This is a genomic window from Agrobacterium sp. 5Ca50, from assembly GCF_055381905.1.
In genome coordinates this window covers 218,416-233,820 of record NZ_AP026438.1, presented here as the reverse complement: position 1 = coordinate 233,820, position 15,405 = coordinate 218,416, and the positions used below count along the sequence as shown (strand labels likewise).

20 protein-coding genes are annotated in these 15,405 nt (G+C 54.6%); 4 read left to right on the top strand and 16 right to left on the bottom strand.

What is annotated here, in order from left to right:
* Positions 1-100 precede the first annotated feature (100 nt).
* From ACZ5FM_RS01165 to ACZ5FM_RS01090, 16 genes are all read right to left on the bottom strand, one after another.
* On the bottom strand, positions 101-781 hold the full coding sequence (locus ACZ5FM_RS01165; protein WP_464039478.1) for a GntR family transcriptional regulator: 681 nt from the start codon (positions 779-781) through the stop codon (positions 101-103).
* A 153-nt stretch (positions 782-934) separates the two neighbouring features.
* Positions 935-1,654 (bottom strand): GntR family transcriptional regulator, encoded by a 720-nt coding sequence (locus ACZ5FM_RS01160; protein WP_464039477.1) that lies wholly within the window; start codon positions 1,652-1,654, stop codon positions 935-937.
* 135 nt (positions 1,655-1,789) lie between these two features.
* A complete protein-coding gene (gene fliP / locus ACZ5FM_RS01155; protein WP_464039476.1) occupies positions 1,790-2,527 on the bottom strand; it encodes a flagellar type III secretion system pore protein FliP in 738 nt (245 codons plus the stop codon).
* The gene (locus ACZ5FM_RS01150) at positions 2,524-3,027 is read right to left on the bottom strand and encodes a flagellar basal body-associated FliL family protein (RefSeq protein ID WP_259147625.1); all 504 of its coding nucleotides are present in this window, start codon (positions 3,025-3,027) and stop codon (positions 2,524-2,526) included. Before ACZ5FM_RS01150 ends, fliP begins: the two co-directional genes overlap by 4 nt.
* Before the next feature lie 81 nt (positions 3,028-3,108).
* Positions 3,109-3,825 (bottom strand): flagellar basal body L-ring protein FlgH, encoded by a 717-nt coding sequence (flgH, locus tag ACZ5FM_RS01145; protein WP_192486931.1) that lies wholly within the window; start codon positions 3,823-3,825, stop codon positions 3,109-3,111.
* Positions 3,822-4,358, bottom strand: a complete 537-nt coding sequence (locus tag ACZ5FM_RS01140; RefSeq protein WP_250983707.1) for a MotE family protein — start codon at positions 4,356-4,358, stop codon at positions 3,822-3,824. The genes flgH and ACZ5FM_RS01140 overlap by 4 nt, the downstream gene beginning before the upstream one ends.
* A gap of 2 nt (positions 4,359-4,360) precedes the next feature.
* Entirely contained in the window at positions 4,361-5,440 is a 1,080-nt protein-coding gene (locus ACZ5FM_RS01135) for a flagellar basal body P-ring protein FlgI (protein WP_246787675.1), read from the bottom strand.
* A 38-nt stretch (positions 5,441-5,478) separates the two neighbouring features.
* Positions 5,479-5,964: a flagellar basal body P-ring formation chaperone FlgA gene (gene flgA, locus ACZ5FM_RS01130; RefSeq protein WP_192486928.1), complete on the bottom strand. Its 486-nt coding sequence runs from the start codon at positions 5,962-5,964 to the stop codon at positions 5,479-5,481.
* A gap of 22 nt (positions 5,965-5,986) precedes the next feature.
* Positions 5,987-6,775 (bottom strand): flagellar basal-body rod protein FlgG, encoded by a 789-nt coding sequence (gene flgG / locus ACZ5FM_RS01125; RefSeq protein ID WP_192486927.1) that lies wholly within the window; start codon positions 6,773-6,775, stop codon positions 5,987-5,989.
* 21 nt (positions 6,776-6,796) lie between these two features.
* Positions 6,797-7,135 carry a flagellar hook-basal body complex protein FliE gene (locus tag ACZ5FM_RS01120; protein WP_192486926.1) on the bottom strand — a complete coding sequence of 113 codons (339 nt, stop codon included), beginning with the start codon at positions 7,133-7,135 and terminating at the stop codon, positions 6,797-6,799.
* Positions 7,132-7,551, bottom strand: a complete 420-nt coding sequence (gene flgC, locus ACZ5FM_RS01115; RefSeq protein WP_192486925.1) for a flagellar basal body rod protein FlgC — start codon at positions 7,549-7,551, stop codon at positions 7,132-7,134. Before flgC ends, ACZ5FM_RS01120 begins: the two co-directional genes overlap by 4 nt.
* A gap of 5 nt (positions 7,552-7,556) precedes the next feature.
* Positions 7,557-7,949 (bottom strand): flagellar basal body rod protein FlgB, encoded by a 393-nt coding sequence (gene flgB / locus ACZ5FM_RS01110; RefSeq protein WP_250983518.1) that lies wholly within the window; start codon positions 7,947-7,949, stop codon positions 7,557-7,559.
* A 186-nt stretch (positions 7,950-8,135) separates the two neighbouring features.
* A complete protein-coding gene (locus tag ACZ5FM_RS01105; RefSeq protein ID WP_464039474.1) occupies positions 8,136-8,705 on the bottom strand; it encodes a hypothetical protein in 570 nt (189 codons plus the stop codon).
* A 2-nt stretch (positions 8,706-8,707) separates the two neighbouring features.
* Positions 8,708-10,114, bottom strand: a complete 1,407-nt coding sequence (gene fliI, locus ACZ5FM_RS01100) for a flagellar protein export ATPase FliI (protein WP_250983705.1) — start codon at positions 10,112-10,114, stop codon at positions 8,708-8,710.
* 14 nt (positions 10,115-10,128) lie between these two features.
* Positions 10,129-10,863 (bottom strand): flagellar basal-body rod protein FlgF, encoded by a 735-nt coding sequence (gene flgF / locus ACZ5FM_RS01095; RefSeq protein WP_259147632.1) that lies wholly within the window; start codon positions 10,861-10,863, stop codon positions 10,129-10,131.
* 1 nt (position 10,864) lies between these two features.
* Positions 10,865-11,644, bottom strand: coding sequence for a DUF1217 domain-containing protein (locus ACZ5FM_RS01090; protein WP_192486922.1), 780 nt, complete (start codon positions 11,642-11,644; stop codon positions 10,865-10,867).
* Between the two features lie 179 nt (positions 11,645-11,823).
* Here ACZ5FM_RS01090 and motA point away from each other — a divergent pair, with 179 nt between their 5' ends.
* From motA to fliG, 4 genes are all read left to right on the top strand, one after another.
* Entirely contained in the window at positions 11,824-12,696 is an 873-nt protein-coding gene (gene motA, locus ACZ5FM_RS01085; RefSeq protein WP_192486921.1) for a flagellar motor stator protein MotA, read from the top strand.
* A gap of 6 nt (positions 12,697-12,702) precedes the next feature.
* A complete protein-coding gene (locus tag ACZ5FM_RS01080; RefSeq protein ID WP_464039473.1) occupies positions 12,703-13,650 on the top strand; it encodes a FliM/FliN family flagellar motor switch protein in 948 nt (315 codons plus the stop codon).
* A 64-nt stretch (positions 13,651-13,714) separates the two neighbouring features.
* The gene (gene fliN / locus ACZ5FM_RS01075; protein WP_464039472.1) at positions 13,715-14,236 is read left to right on the top strand and encodes a flagellar motor switch protein FliN; all 522 of its coding nucleotides are present in this window, start codon (positions 13,715-13,717) and stop codon (positions 14,234-14,236) included.
* Positions 14,237-14,265: 29 nt separating this feature from the next.
* Positions 14,266-15,303 (top strand): flagellar motor switch protein FliG, encoded by a 1,038-nt coding sequence (gene fliG, locus ACZ5FM_RS01070; RefSeq protein WP_192486918.1) that lies wholly within the window; start codon positions 14,266-14,268, stop codon positions 15,301-15,303.
* The last annotated feature ends 102 nt before the right edge of the window (positions 15,304-15,405 follow it).

Sequence of the window (15,405 nt, the reverse complement as noted above, 5' to 3'; positions counted from 1 at the left end):
GCCGAAAATCATACCTTCTATCTGCCGAGCAAAGTGGTTGGGTGGGTTTTTCCCCTCAAAACAATGTTAGAACGTCACGTCATTTCGAGCTTTACAAAAGCTATTGCGCAGGTGCTGCTGCCGTCTCATATCTATCAATCACCGTCAGCAGATCTTCGCGCACAGTCTCGATATGCCCGCGCAAGAAATGTGCCGCCTTGTCAAATTCCCTGCTGCGGCAAAGGTTTATCATGTCCCGGTGCTCACGCATGGCGCGGCTCATCGCTCCAGGATTTGAGAGCTGCAAGGTGGTATAGCGCTCACTTGTTTGCAGCAGTGAGGTGACGATTTGTCGGCTTTTGGGCAAATTGGAGCGACGGTAAAGTGCCATATGCAGTTGAGCATTCAACTGGCCATATTGTTGTACGTCACCATTGGCAGTTGCCGTCATGAAAGCTTCGTGGATCTTATCGAGAGTGATGAAATCCTGTTGATCCAATTGTGGCGCCGAACTCAGCAACAGCCTAGGTTCCAGCAACGCCCGCAGTTCAAAAACATCATTGATTTCCGCGACGGACAGTTCCGACACCACCGCGCCCTTTTGTGGCACAATACGAACCAATCCTTCTGCTTCGAGCTGAAAAAGCGCCTCACGCACCGGAATGCGGCTTACGCCATAGGCTTCGGCAAGTGCATCCTGGCGTAACTGGCTTCCGGCGGGATATTGCCCTGCCAGAATTCCTTGGCGTATTTTTTCGACAATAGCACCTGAAAGGGTGCGCGGCTTCGGTGATGTCGGCATCAGGGTTGCCCCCTATCAAGTGAATTAAAAATTATTCAGTCTGACAATGCGTAAAACAGAAATCAGTTGCCGCATAAAACGCAACACAACCCAAAAGATGCAAGAGCTCACGGCCAATTGATACAGGAGGCAATCTCTCCCCCTCGTGGAAGATCAGATACCCTGAATTTCGACCGCGTTATTCATATCACGGGCGACGTATTCCTGTATCTGCCGGACAATCTGTGCGGCATGGGCAATCGCCAGTTCATCGGCCTTTTCAACATCACCGGCGGCAATAGCTGCAATCATTTCTTCGTGCTCATCAACATATTGGCGCGGCAAGCGGTCATCAAAAGTCGAATAATAAAGCCGCAGGATCCGGCGGCCTTCATCCAGCAGCCTGGCAAAAAACGCGGTATAATAGGCATTGCCGCCGAGCGCTGCAATTGCCACGTGGAATTCACGGTTTGCCTCGATCATCGCGTATGCATTCCTGGCGTGCACGGCTTCGGCAAACTGTTTCTGGTAATCCAGAATGGTCTTCATGCCTTCAGCATTGGGATGTTTTGCCGCCTGCCGGGTGGTGACGCGATACATCAAGGTCAGCGCATCGAAGTAAGTCGGCAGGGATGCGAAATCAATCGTAGACACAATGGTGTTGCGGTTGGGAAGCGTGGTCACCAGACCATCAGCCGCCAGGCGCAACAAGGCTTCGCGCACCGGTGTACGTGACATGCCGAAACGTTCGGACAGACGAACCTCATCCAGCGGGCTGCCCGGTGGTAGGGCCATGGAGAGAATTTCATTGCGCAACGTGCTGTAAACCGTCTGCGTGCCTGAACCTCTCACCTTTGCTGTATCGGCTGGCTCTTCAAGGTCTTTGGGCTGCATCGCAATCAAACTCGCCGTTTGCTGGTTGTCCGGGTAATGACTTCATCAAAATATGCTGTTCGACGCCGCTTGGCAGCATCAATCCAGATGTGTTTCCACTCAGACCAGATTGTTACAGCTTTTTCTGGAACGTTTTCAAGAAAACGATCGTATCAGACTGCCGACAAGCAGGTTCCAGCCATCAATCAGAACGAAAAATAATATCTTGAATGGCAGGGAGATCGATGTCGGCGGCAACATCATCATACCCATGGCCATGGTAATCGTCGCCACGATAATATCGATCACCAGAAACGGCACGATAATCAGAAAGCCGATTTCAAAACCGCGTCTGATTTCCGAAAGCATGAAGGCTGGCACCAGAACGCGGTAATCGATCAGGTTTTCGGCCATGACTTCCTGCCCGCGCTCACGGGCGATATCCACGAACAGTTTCAAATCCTTGTCGCGGGTATTGGCTGTCATGAAAGTGCGGAAGGGTTCGGCAATCTTCCCCACAGCTTCCTGTTCAGTCAGCTGGTTTTGCAGCAAGGGTTGCACGCCTTCTGTCCATGCACGATCAAAGGTCGGCGACATGACGTAGAACGTCATGAACATCGCCATGCTGACAAGGATCATGTTGGAAGGTGTTGTTGCCAATCCCATGCCAGAGCGCAGGATGGAGAACGCGATCACGAAGCGCGGAAAGCTCGTGACCATGATCAGGATGCCCGGTGCGACGGACAGAACCGTCAACAGGCCGAATGTTCTGATGATCCATGCTGCGACAGAACCGTCAATCTGCGTGTTCAGCAAATCAGTCGGCAATTGCTGGGCGTTAGCAAGGCCCGGCAAAACCAAGAGGACAGCAATGGTCAAAAAAAATCGAATCATTCGATCACAAAGGTTCGGAACATAACCTTCGATACTCGCCCTTCCGAACGCAGGTCAACACGTTCCTGTACGTCATCCCGTAGATATTGAAAGCCACGTGGCCCTTCGAGCTGCTGGAGTGAAACGGTACGCAGATAGGCCATCAGATCCTGATGGATATCTTCAGCCATTTTCACATCCGGTTCGCCGTTGAACATCAACGCGACTTCAAGCCGGATCCAGTTGGTCGAAGGATAGGCAAGATTTGCCGTGACCGGATCAAGCTGCAGAATACCGTTTACCTTGGGATCGATCTTTGGAAGTCCGGTCTCTTCTTTGCCGCCTTCATGAGCCGCCGCCGCAGCATGTTCTTCCACGACCTTGCCGATTTTCGGCGCGATGAAGCCACCCAGGAACCAGCCCCCACCGGCGCCAACCAGCGTCAGGATTGCAACGCTTGCTATCGTCATGACAAGAGGCGACTTCTTGGGTTTTTCCTCGCCGGTCTGTGCGTTATCCATGACCTTGTCTTACTCCGGACTTTCTATTTGCTTTGAGCAATAACCGGCACCGCCCAAAGGCCATGCCGGTTTAGGACTGCATCAGATTGGCGAGAACAGATCGACGATCTGCTGACCGACCGGTGGCTGCTGCACTTCCGTCAGACGGCCACGGCCACCATACGAGATACGTGCTTCGGCGATGCGCTCATACGAGATCATGTTGTCTGCATCCACATCCTGCGGCCGCACGATACCCGCGACGTTGAGGATACGGATTTCATGGTTCACGCGGACTTCTTGCGAACCGCTGATGATGAGGTTACCGTTTTCGAGAATACCAGTAACCACGGCAGCGACGAGCAGTGTCAGCTTTTCAGAGCGCTTGGTCTTGCCCTTGCTCTGAGTGTCGGTATCGGAACCGTATTTGATGCTGGAGTCCGCGTTCGGCGTCCATCCAAGGATTTCTGCCTGTGCCTTCCAGTTCAGACCGCTGGCATTGGTGCGGTTACGCTCGGTTTCGTTATCGAAATCAGCCTTGTCGTTGATCTGGATATTTACCGTGAGAATGTCACCGATGTTCAGCGCGCGCAGGTCCTTGAACAACGCACCCTGGGAATCGCTCCACAGGGAGTAACCGCTGGCCATATGCTTCGGCTGCTTGGGATACATGCCCATCTGCGGCGTTTGGCTAAATTGCAGGCCGGTGCCAATCGGGCTCATGGCCGGCGCATTGCCAATTTCCTTCAGCGTCTGGCTGTTCTGGCAGCTCGCGAGCAAAATCAGTGGCAAGATCAGGGCCGGAATACGCATTGTCATGACGGATCCTTCGAGGTGTTCGGATCGGTTGCGCTTGACATGATCCCCGCGACAATCGCGGCTTTCTGCGCATCCATTTCACTTAAAATCAGGCCGGACTGACGTGCCGGCAATTGCATGATGATGGCGGCCGCGATTTCGACATGCATTTCGGCAAGCTGAGGAGCAGCGGCATCCGCCTTCATCGTTTTGTAGATATCGACCAGATTGGCCTTTGCCTGGGCCAGGAAGTGGTTACGGCGCGCCAGCCAGTCCTCGTATTCCGTCTTGCGGTTTTCGAGGGTGGCGATGCGTTCATTGACTTCCGCCTGCAGCTTTTCCAGTTCCTGCTTCTGCAACAGGTAACGCTGGTCACGGGCTGCATCGGCAATGTTCGTGCAAAATTTCTGAATTTCTTCCTGCGTGCTCATTTCCGTCAGGATGGCCTGCTGGCTTTCGGCATTTGCGACCGGAACGAGCAGGATCAGACCGGCGACGGCGGCAAAGCGACCAAGGGTCTCGAACAGGGAGCGTTTTGGCGTTTCAGATAACATCGTCATTGCAGAACAAGCTCCGCCTGGAGAGCACCAGCCGATTTGATACCTTGCAGGATGGCAATGATACCGTCGGCTTTCAGCCCGATATTGTTGAGACCGGACACCAGCGTGCGCAAATCTGGACCTTCGATGATGGCCACCTGTCCACCTTCCTGCATCGCCATGATGTCGGTCTGGGGCTGGACAGCAGTTTCACCTCGTGAAAACGGCGCTGGCTGAATGATCTGCGGTGTTTCGGTGACCTGAACCGTCAGCGTGCCGTAGCTGACCGCCACTGGCGAGATGCGAACATCCGCGCCGATGACGATGGTGCCGGTGCGCTCGTTGATCACGACCTTTGCAGGCGTATCGGTTTCGACCAGCAGGTTCTCAATTTCGGCCATCAGCCGTGTGAGATCAGCCTCACGCGGCTTCTGCACGATGATTTCCTGAGAATCGCGCGGTTCTGCCACCGTGCCGCCGTAACGAGTGCGGGCAAAAGCGTTGACGACATCGGCCACGCGCACGGCGGTCGAGAAGTCAGGATTGCGCAGCTGCAGAACGAGATTGACGCCATCCTTGAACTTGGATGGCAGTTCGCGCTCGATGATTGCGCCATTGGGTACCCGAGCAGCGGTGGTTACACCCTGAGTCAGCGTTGCCGCGTCACCTTGCGCGGAAAAGCCGTTGACGATCACAGCACCCTGCGCCACCGCGTAAATCTGGCCATCGGCACCGGAAAGCGAGGTCATGATCAGCGTACCGCCGCGGAGCGACGTGGAATCACCCAGCGAGCTGACCGTGACATCAACGCGGCTGCCGGGGCTGGCAAATGGTGGCAGGTTGGCAGTGACCATGACGGCAGCAATGTTCTTGGCATTTGCCTGGCCGCCTTGTGTGGTGATGCCGAGGTTCTGCAACATGGCGCGCATCGACTGTTCGGTGAACGGCGAGGAACGCAGGCTGTCACCCGTTCCCTGAAGGCCAACCACAAGACCGTAACCAATCAGCTGGTTGTCACGGCCCGACTGCAAGGACGCGATATCCTTGATGCGCGATGTATTGGCATGGGCCGGCACGGTGGCAAGCACCTGCGTCATCAAAGCCAGAAAGAGTATCGCAATCGACTGCAAGGCTTTCATTTCGCCATCACCTGAATAGAGCCGTCCCGCATGACCGTGCCGTTGACGATCACGCCGGAATCAATGTTACGCACACGCACCACGTCGCCCACGCCACCGTCCTGCATGGGAGTACCCGCTGCAGAGATCGTCATATGTCCGATCGTAAAGGTCAGACGGACGCTTGCACCGCGGGTCACAGCATAGGGGATACGCAAGGCGGCAACCGGAATGGTGCGGCCTGGAAGCAGTGTCTGCTTGGAGATTAGGCCTTCGATCTGGCCGACTTCACTGGCATAACCGTTCGAAATATTGGGGTTGGTGACCTCAACCTCTTTCAAGGCATCGGCAGAAATCACCTCACCGGGATAGATGATGCGCGTCGGAACCAGCGCAACTGGTGCCTGAGCAACGGAGGATGTGGCGACCACGGACAAGACGGACGCGATGCATAACCGGACAAGTCCGTTATTAAATCTGCTATTTTTCCGGCTAAACCTCATGTTCGCCCATCCTTTCCCGTTTTTACTTCAGGTTCTTACTGACCACCGAGGCCATTTCGTCTGCGGTGGTGATAACCTTGGAGTTCATTTCGTAGGCACGCTGAGCCGTGATCAGGTCAGTGATTTCCTTGACCGGATCGACGTTGGAACCTTCGAGGTAGTTCTGCTTGATGTAGCCGTAGCCTGGATCTTCCGGCACGCCGACGATCGCATCACCGGATGCCGGTGTCTGAGCAAACAGGTTGTCGCCGAGCGGCTTCAAGCCGGCTTCATTGACGAAGTTCGCAATCTGTAGCTGGCCAACTTCGGTGAATTCGGTGGCGTTACCCAGGCGAACTGTCACCTGACCGGTACGGCTGATCACGGTTTCCGTTGCATCGATCGGAATGATGATGTTCGGGATAACGTTGTAACCATCAATGGTAACGAGCTGGCCGTCAGCGTTCTTGTTGAAGGCGCCGGCGCGTGAATACAGTGTCGAACCGTCAGCAGCTTCAATCTGAAACCAGCCGCGACCAACCAGAGCCACATCGAGATCGTTACCGGTTTCGATGAAGTTGCCCTGTGTGTGAATGTTACGTACCGCAGAGGTCTGTACACCGAGACCAATGTTGGCGCCTTCAGGCACGATAGCCTGGTTGGCGCGGTTGGCCACACCCTGCGCACGCTCTGTCTGGTAGAGAAGATCGGTAAACTCGGCGCGGGCGCGCTTGTAACCGGTCGTGTTGATGTTGGCGATGTTGTTCGCGATAACTTCAAGGTTTGTCTGCTGCGCATCCATACCGGTCGCGGCGATAGCAAGTGCTCTCATGTCTACGTGTCCTTAATGGTGCTAAATCTGCATCTTCGATACTTCGAGATATGCGCTGACAATCTTGTCACGCAGCGCAATGGCAGTCTGGAGGGACTGCTCGGCACTCAAAACCGCATCGACGACTTCACGTGTGTTGGCTTTGCCCTGAATACCTTCAAAAGAGGCCACTTCGGCCTTCTTGAGGTTGTTCATGGCGTCGACAGACATGTTGCCCAGCACGCTGGCAAAGCTCATGCTGGTCTGTTCGCCAGGGGTCTTTTCACGCGTTGCACCGGTCAGATCGGTCGAAACGGAAGAAATACCGTCGAGATCACGCGTCAGCGAAAGAGAGCTTAATTGATTAATTTTATCGATCATTGTGAAGCTTTCAGAAGGTCAATCGTCGCGCTGACGAGTTCACGCGTTTGTTTGATCATTTGCAGGTTGGCGTCATAGCTGCGGTTTGCTTCGCGCATATCGGCCATTTCGATGAGGATGTTGACGTTCGGCATTTTGACGATGCCGTTGGCGTCTGCCGCAGGGCTGCCGGGATCGTATTCCTCGATGTACTTGCCACGATCCTCGCCGAGCTTCTTCACGGTAACGCGTTCAACGCCCGAAGCGCGGTCCAGCTCGGTCCCGAATGTCACCGTCTTGCGGCGATAAGGGTCAGCACCCGGAGTGTCGCCGGTCGAACGCGCGTTGGCGATGTTTTCCGAAACGATACGCAGGCGGGTGGACTGAACTTCCAGACCGCTTCCTGCGATCTTGCTGGCAGCGCTTAAAGGATCCATGTTCTTTACCTCTTCACAGTCATCAGCATCATGCGATGGAACGTCTTCACCAGATTGGCGTTGAGTTCGTACTGGCGCTTGATTTCACCGGTTTTCGTCATTTCTTCCGCAAGAGCGATCGTGTTCCCGGACTCTTGAACGCCGATTTCGTTGTTCACCTTGGAATTGCGAACCTCGATATTGTCGCTCAGCGTACTTGAGCCGAAGTGCGCAGCATGCGTCTTGGCCATTCCCATCGTGGTTCCGGTCGACTGCATGACTGCTTCGAAAGGACTGACGTCCTTGCCTTGGTATTTAGGAGTGTTGGCATTGGCGATGTTGGTCGCCACGACCTCCTGACGAATGCTGAGCCATTCCGCTTGACGGGATGCCAGTTCGAACAGTTGAATCGGTTCCATAGATTTCTCCATATTTTATGGTCAAAACCTATGCTGCTAATCTTGCGTCAGACTTACGGGAAATCCGTTGCGACAGCGGTTATGGCAAATCTCACGCCTTTGCGATTGGGGTTGCCAAAACGCAACAGGCGCAGCTGGTCAGCCGCGCCTGTATCCGTTGGAGATTATAGGTCTCCAGAATTGTGATCAGTGACTTTCGTTCTCGTAGATCTCGCCATTCGAGGTCACGATGACCCAGCGGCCGTCGCGCTGCTCGATCTTTGCCAGCTTGGTATTATCGGGCAGGACAGAACCAACCTTGACCATATACATGCCAGCACTGTCTTCGATCAGCGCACGACCATTGGCCACATGCAGCAGGCGGTAGTTGGCGCCGTGACCAGGGAATGGTTGTTCCTCACGTGCCGCGATGTTATTCTGCCGTTCCTTACCGGAATCCGATACTGTCGCGGTGGTCAGTGGATCAAACGGCAACGGTGGAATATCCGGACGGTCATCCTTGTTGCGGTTGACCATGGCCAGTGGCGAAACACTAAACACTTCCTTCGGGCCGGTGTGAGGAAGGTCACGGGTCATGTCGAAGTTCGGCGTCGTGACGCCAAACTTGTCTTCATTGAAAAAAACGTACCATGGGAAAAACCCAGCCGCCGCAGCAAGCGTCACACCACAGGTCGCAAGAATGCGATCGGTGCTGGTGATCGATGCCTTTGCCTTCTTGTCCATCTCGATACGTTCTTCTTGTTGCTTGTCGAGCATGGTTATCCTCTTGGTCTTTGATTATTTGCCTGCTGCGGCGCATTGCCGGTAATTGCATTGCGCAAGGCAATCGCAAGGTCGGCATAGGCATCTGCGGCTGGCGGTTCTGACGGCGTCTGTTTCAAGACATCGTAAATGATCGGGACCTGCTTGATCGCCATATCGAGATCAGGGTCTGTGCCGGGTCGATAGCCACCGATCAATCTCAAATCGCGGGTTTCCTCGAAGCGGTGCACCAGTGCTTTGAGGCGTGAAACCAGCGTTTCCTGGTCCGGTGTCCATGCTTTTTTGGCAAGACGCGAAATCGAGGCCAGCGGGTTGATTGGCGGGTAACGGCCTTCTTCGGCCAGACTGCGCTCCAGCACGATATGTCCGTCAAGAATACCACGGGTCGAGTCGGCAATCGGGTCGTTATGGTTGTCACCATCGACCAGAATGGAAATGATTGCGGTGATGGTCCCGGTGCCTTCGACGCCCGGCCCTGCCCGCTCCAGCAATTTCGGAAGTTCGGTGAAAACAGATGCGGGATAACCACGTGCCACCGGCAATTCACCCGACGCAACTGCGACTTCACGGATGGCATGGGCAAAACGGGTCACGCTGTCGATGATCAACAGCACGTTGTCGCCCTGATCGCGGAAATGTTCGGCAATCGTCACCGCAGACAGCGGCGCCATCTTGCGCAACATCGGGCTTTCGTCACTGGTCGCAACAACGGCGATCGACTTGGCCATGTTTTCGCCAAGCGTATCTTCAATGAATTCGCGCACTTCGCGTCCGCGCTCGCCAACAAGCGCAATCACAACCTTGTCGAAGGCATCGGCTTTCGCCAGCATCGACAGCAGGGTGGATTTACCGACACCGGAGCCCGCGAAAATGCCAAGGCGCTGACCAAGACACAGCGGTGAGAAAATATCGATGGCGCGCACACCGGTCTTGAAGGCTTTTTCCACACGGCTACGGGTCATCGACGGCGGGGCGGTGTTGGAAATGGAACGCCGATCCGTGCCTGATGACAATGGACCCAATCCATCGATCGGGTCGCCCAGAGCATTGATCGTGCGGCCACACCAGCTGTTCTCGGGCGCGACGCGGAATGCCCCCTTGTAGATGACCGTGTCGTCAATGCCGATCGGTTCACCCGGTTCAATGGGGCACACAAAGATCAGATCGGATTCAACGCGAACGACCTCACCGAGATGAATGCCGGTTTCGCTGCGATGGGCGACAAATTCCCCCAAACGCACGTGCCGGGACAACCCGGACACCGTGTAATGGCCAGCCGCAATAGCCGTCACCCGCCCACCATGTGCAACGGCAACATCTGGGTCGGCATAACGTTCAACCAGGCTGGCAAGTTGTGCCAGCTTGGAGGTCGACGGTTTGGAAGGGGAACCTGCGTCAGCCATCATGGCCTTGATCCTTAACGGCTACCGCCGAGTGTCTTGATTGCTTCACCGAATGTGGATTCGGTTTCGCGCATTACGGAGGAGATGCTGTCGAAGGCCCGGTTGACCTGAATGAGCTGCATCATTTCAGAGATACCGTTGACGTTCGATTGCTCGGTGTAACCCTGCATGACGCCGGCATCACTGCGGTTCACAACCGGCTGCGGCGCGGCCACGGTGGTGATACCACTGTTGTCATGGCGCAGATAACCTTGCGAGATATCAGCGGTATAGAGGCCCATCAGAGCAATCTGGCGATCATCCTGAACAATCGCACCGTCAGCGCCGATCTTGATCTCACCACCAGCGCGGTTGAGTTCGATCTGGCCACCGCCGGCATCCAATACAGGGTATCCATTCGTTGACACCAGAATACCATCTTCACGGATGGTCAGACGACCGTCACGGGTCAGAACCTGTCCATTCGGCGTGTCGATTGATAGCCAAGCATCGCCCTTTACGGCGACATCAAGCGGGTTGCCGGTTCTGTCGAGGGAACCACTGCGTGTGGAAAGGTAATCGTTACCTTGCGACACGAAGGCAACTTTTGCATTCATGTCGTTGCGGGTCTTGCTCAGCACCTCGTCAAACTTGACTTCCGTCGCACGGTAGCCAGCGGTGTTGATGTTCGCCATGTTGTCAGCGATGGTGGTGATACGACGCTCAAGCGCCATCTGTGACGACAGGGCCACATACAGTCCGGACTGCATATCATTTGCCTCCGAGTTTCAGGGTGTTGATTGAAAGAAGAAGGTCGGAAGAAATTCCAAAACCGGCGGACGAACCAAGAATGGTCGTTGAGGTATTGACCTGTGAGGGGTTTTCCATCTCCCACATGATCGTGAAACGCTCGAGCAGCTTGCCGACTTTGACCGGATCCTGCAGATCCTCCATCTTGATGGCCTTTTCGACCAGCGCTGCCTGCTTGTCGATGTCGGTGCCGGCAAACTCTGCCGGAAGTTGGAATGTGGTGCGGAAAACCTGCGACATCGCGTCGTCGGCAATAATGCCCATGCCGGACGTGATGGATGGCGCCATGCGTTCGAAATACAGCGCCAGACGCACACCGGTATTGTCGGAACCGGCTTCCTGCTCAAGCGTCTGACGGGTGTATTGAGCAACAACATCCTTTTGCGCGCGGTCGAAAGACGTCGCAGCTTCACCGTAAGCGGCAAAGTTCAAAGAGGTTGCCAGTTCCTTGTAACGGGTATCCGACAGCTTGTTGGCAAAGGCGTCATCCTTGGTGACACCTTCCGTCAACACCTTGCGAATAAAGGCTTTTGCGTAAGCCATGTCTTCAAGGCCGTGCGCTTTCAACGCGTAATTATAAAGCCTTGAATCTTCCATGAAGGCGTCGATGGATTTGATCGAGCCGATCTTGGAAAGGTAATATTCCGTCTCCCGCGCAACATCCGGTTGCTTCGATATACGATCAAGAGACTTGCCGATATCCTGGCTGATAAGCCGATAACTGGTATAGGTCGTTGTCACGCTATGTCCGCCGTTGCCGAATCCTGTTGCGCACGGATGTGCCTCGACAGGATGATGACTGTCATTGCTTGCGCGAAACTGTTTGTTCTGAATGTATTTTCCGCGGCTATCCTACAGGTTCACGCAAGCCACATTTTCTACAACTCGGCCACGAGACAACGGTCAGGTGCGAGTGTTCAATGAATATCATTATCGGGTTAATCATCACCTTCGGCTGCGTTATTGGCGGCTACATGGCTATGGGCGGCCACTTGGACGTTCTCGTTCAGCCGTTTGAGCTTGTCATCATCGGGGGTGCAGGTCTCGGTGGCTTCATCATGGCTAACCCCATGAAAGTGGTAAAAGATTCAGGCAAGGCACTGGGCGAAGCCTTCAAACATTCCGTTCCAAAAGAGCGCGATTACCTCGATGTTCTCGGCGTTCTCTACTCTCTGATGCGCGACCTGCGCACGAAGTCCAGAAACGAAATCGAAGCGCACATCGACAACCCGGCTGAATCGAGCATTTTCCAGACGGCGCCTTCTGTTCTGAAGAACAAGGAACTGACTGCATTCATCTGTGATTACGTCCGCCTCATCATCATCGGCAATGCCCGCTCACACGAGATCGAGGCGCTGATGGATGAAGAAATCGACACCATTCTTCACGACAAACTGAAGCCTTATCACTCGATCACGGCGATGGGCGATTCATTCCCAGCTATCGGTATCGTTGCTGCGGTTCTCGGCGTTATCAAGGCGATGGGCAAGATCAACGAATCACCTGCGGTTCTCGGTGGTCTTATCGGTGCGGCGCTCGTGGGCACCATGCTCGGGATTATCCTGTCCTACTCGATTGCCAACCCGCTTGCAGCGCAGGTCAAGATCGTTCGTACCAAGCAGCACCGTCTCTACATCATCGTCAAGCAGACCCTGATTGCTTACATGAACGGTTCCGTGCCGCAGGTTGCTCTCGAATATGGCCGCAAGACCATTTCCAACTACGAGCGCCCGTCGATCGACGCCGTAGAGCAGGAAATGATGAACCCTGGCGGCGAAAACAAGGCGGCTTGATAAATCATGACGACACCAGACACAGCTCCCGCAATGGACCACGCACTTCTTGCCAAGCTCACAGGTGGGCTTGGCGACCAAAAGACGATCCTCAAGATCGGCGCCGATGTTGGGCATCTCTACAGCGAGTTTCTGCCGGACATGTTCCACAGCGAAACCGGCATCCCCATTGAGGTCGATTATATCGGCTGCCAATCCGGCCTGATGACCGATCTCGTTCGCGGCATCGGTCCTGAATTCGCGGTGGCCGATTGCTCATTGCGCAACTGGTCTCCGAACTTCATTCTGGCCTGTGGCAATGCATTCATCATGACTTTGATGGAACGTATGCTTGGCGCGCTGCCAGAGACGATTTCCGAACCGGAAGTGCGCTCGCTGTCACAGATCGAGCTTGATCTTGCAGCTCTCGTCATTGGCCGCATGGCCGGCGTTCTTCGTTCGGGCGTCAACGCACCGGGCGGTTTTGAAGCCGCGATTGACCCGCCCTACAATTCGAAGGGCAAAAGCGGTTTCGATGAACAAATCACCGGTCAGTACGGTGTACTGATTCGTTTGAAGGTGGATCTTGGTAAGGTTTCCTCGGAATTTGCGCTGGTGATCCCGCAACGTGTCATGCTCAAGACGCAGATCGTTGCGCCAAAGGCATCGGCTAATGCCATCAAGAAGCACGAGGAATGGGTTGCTCTGATCAAGGAACAGGTCAAACGTTCGCAGGTTACACTCGAGGCACGTATTCGCCTTCAGAAGATGACCCTGCGCAACCTTGCCCGCCTGACAGAAGGTGATGTGGTTCCGTTCCGGGATATCAGCCGCGACGATATCACCGTCGAGGTCAGCGCCAATGGCAGCGACATCTACAATTGCGAGTTTGGAAAGGCGGGAGACCGCTACATGGTTCGCGTGAAAAACAACGTCAGCACAGATGATGAGATATTGAGACATCTGATGGGTTAAATCTTGTCGTGCTCAAATTGAGCGAAGGCAGTTTGACGCAAGTTTCAAAAGGAATAATTACGGCATGGCTACGAAGAAAACACCTTTGACTGAAGATGACGCGCTTTCCATCGGCGAACCTGCCGATCTGGATCAGGCGATTGGCGACCTGCGCGGTGTCCTGAAAACGGATGCAGACGGTGGCTTTGGCGATTTCGGTGATTTTGCCGACACGCCCGCGACAGATGCCGTCGACGCTATGAGCTTCGGTGGTGCTTCCAACGATTTCGGCATGGACGATTTTTCGGCGCCACCAGCTGCTGGCGCACCAATGCAGATCGGCAGCGGCCTTTCCGACAATCTCGACCTGATCATGGATATTCCAATCGATGTTCAGATCGTTCTCGGCACAAGCCGCATGCTGGTTTCCGGTCTTATGGGCCTGGAAGAAGGCGCAACAATTGCTCTGGATCGCAAAATCGGCGAACCAGTTGAAATAATGGTAAATGGCAGACGCATTGCACGCGGTGAAATTACTGTTCTTGAGAATGACGACTCACGTTTTGGTGTTAAACTCATTGAAGTGATGAGCATCAAGAAAGCCTGATCCCGGTTTTGGGGCAGAGAGGAAAGACCATGATGGACTTTGAAGATTTCGGTAACCCCATTGAAGGGAAACCGTTGTCTCAGGCAGATAAAGCTGCCGCCGTGCTGCTCGCCATGGGAAAAGGTGTGGCGGGCAAATTACTTAAATTTTTTACGCAGGCCGAACTGCAGCTTATTATTGCATCTGCGCAGACCCTACGGGTTATCCCACCGGATGAGCTTGCTGCCATCGTGAACGAATTCGAGGATTTGTTCACTGAAGGCACAGGCCTGATGGATAACGCCAAAGCGATTGAAAGCATTCTCGAAGAAGGCCTGACACCAGAAGAGGTTGACGGTCTGCTTGGACGTAGAACTGCCTTCCAGGCTTATGAAGCATCGATCTGGGATCAGCTTCAGGACGCCAGCCCCGAGTTCATCGGCAAGTTCCTTGCCAAGGAACACCCACAGACCATCGCATACATTCTTTCCATGCTGCCATCCGCTTTCGGTGCCAAGGTGTTGCTGACCATCCCGGATGAGCAGCGCGCCGACATCATGAACCGTACGGTCAACATGAAGGACGTCAGCCCAGCCGCCGCGCAGATCATCGAGAAGCGCGTTATGGCCCTGATTGCCGAGATCGAAGCGGAAAGAAACGCAAGTGGTTCTGCGAAGGTTGCAGACCTCATGAACGAACTGGAAAAACCACAGGTCGATACGCTGCTGAGTTCGCTGGAAACCCTCAACAAGGAATCCGCAAACAAGGTCAAGCCGAAGATCTTCCTGTTCGAAGACATGCTGGTCATGCCACAGCGCAGCCGCGTCCTTCTGCTCAACGATGTCTCTGGCGATGTTCTCACCATGGCTCTACGTGGTGCGACCAACGAAATCAAGGAATGTGTCCTTTCGGCGATCAGCCCGCGCCAGCGCCGCATGATCGAATCCGACCTGGCCGTTCCGGTTGCAACGCTCAACACACGCGAAGTCGCTATTGCTCGCCGTGCTGTTGCGCAGGAAGCAATTCGTTTGGCAAGCTCCGGTCAGATCTTGCTGAAGGAAGCAGATGCGAATGCTGCAGCGGCGTAATTGCCAAAGCAGCGGTTGAAAACCCTGGCGGGGCAGGCTTGCGCTATTGCCCCGCAACGCACCACAGTCTAGCCTGACCTGACTATCCCGCCATTCCGGCGG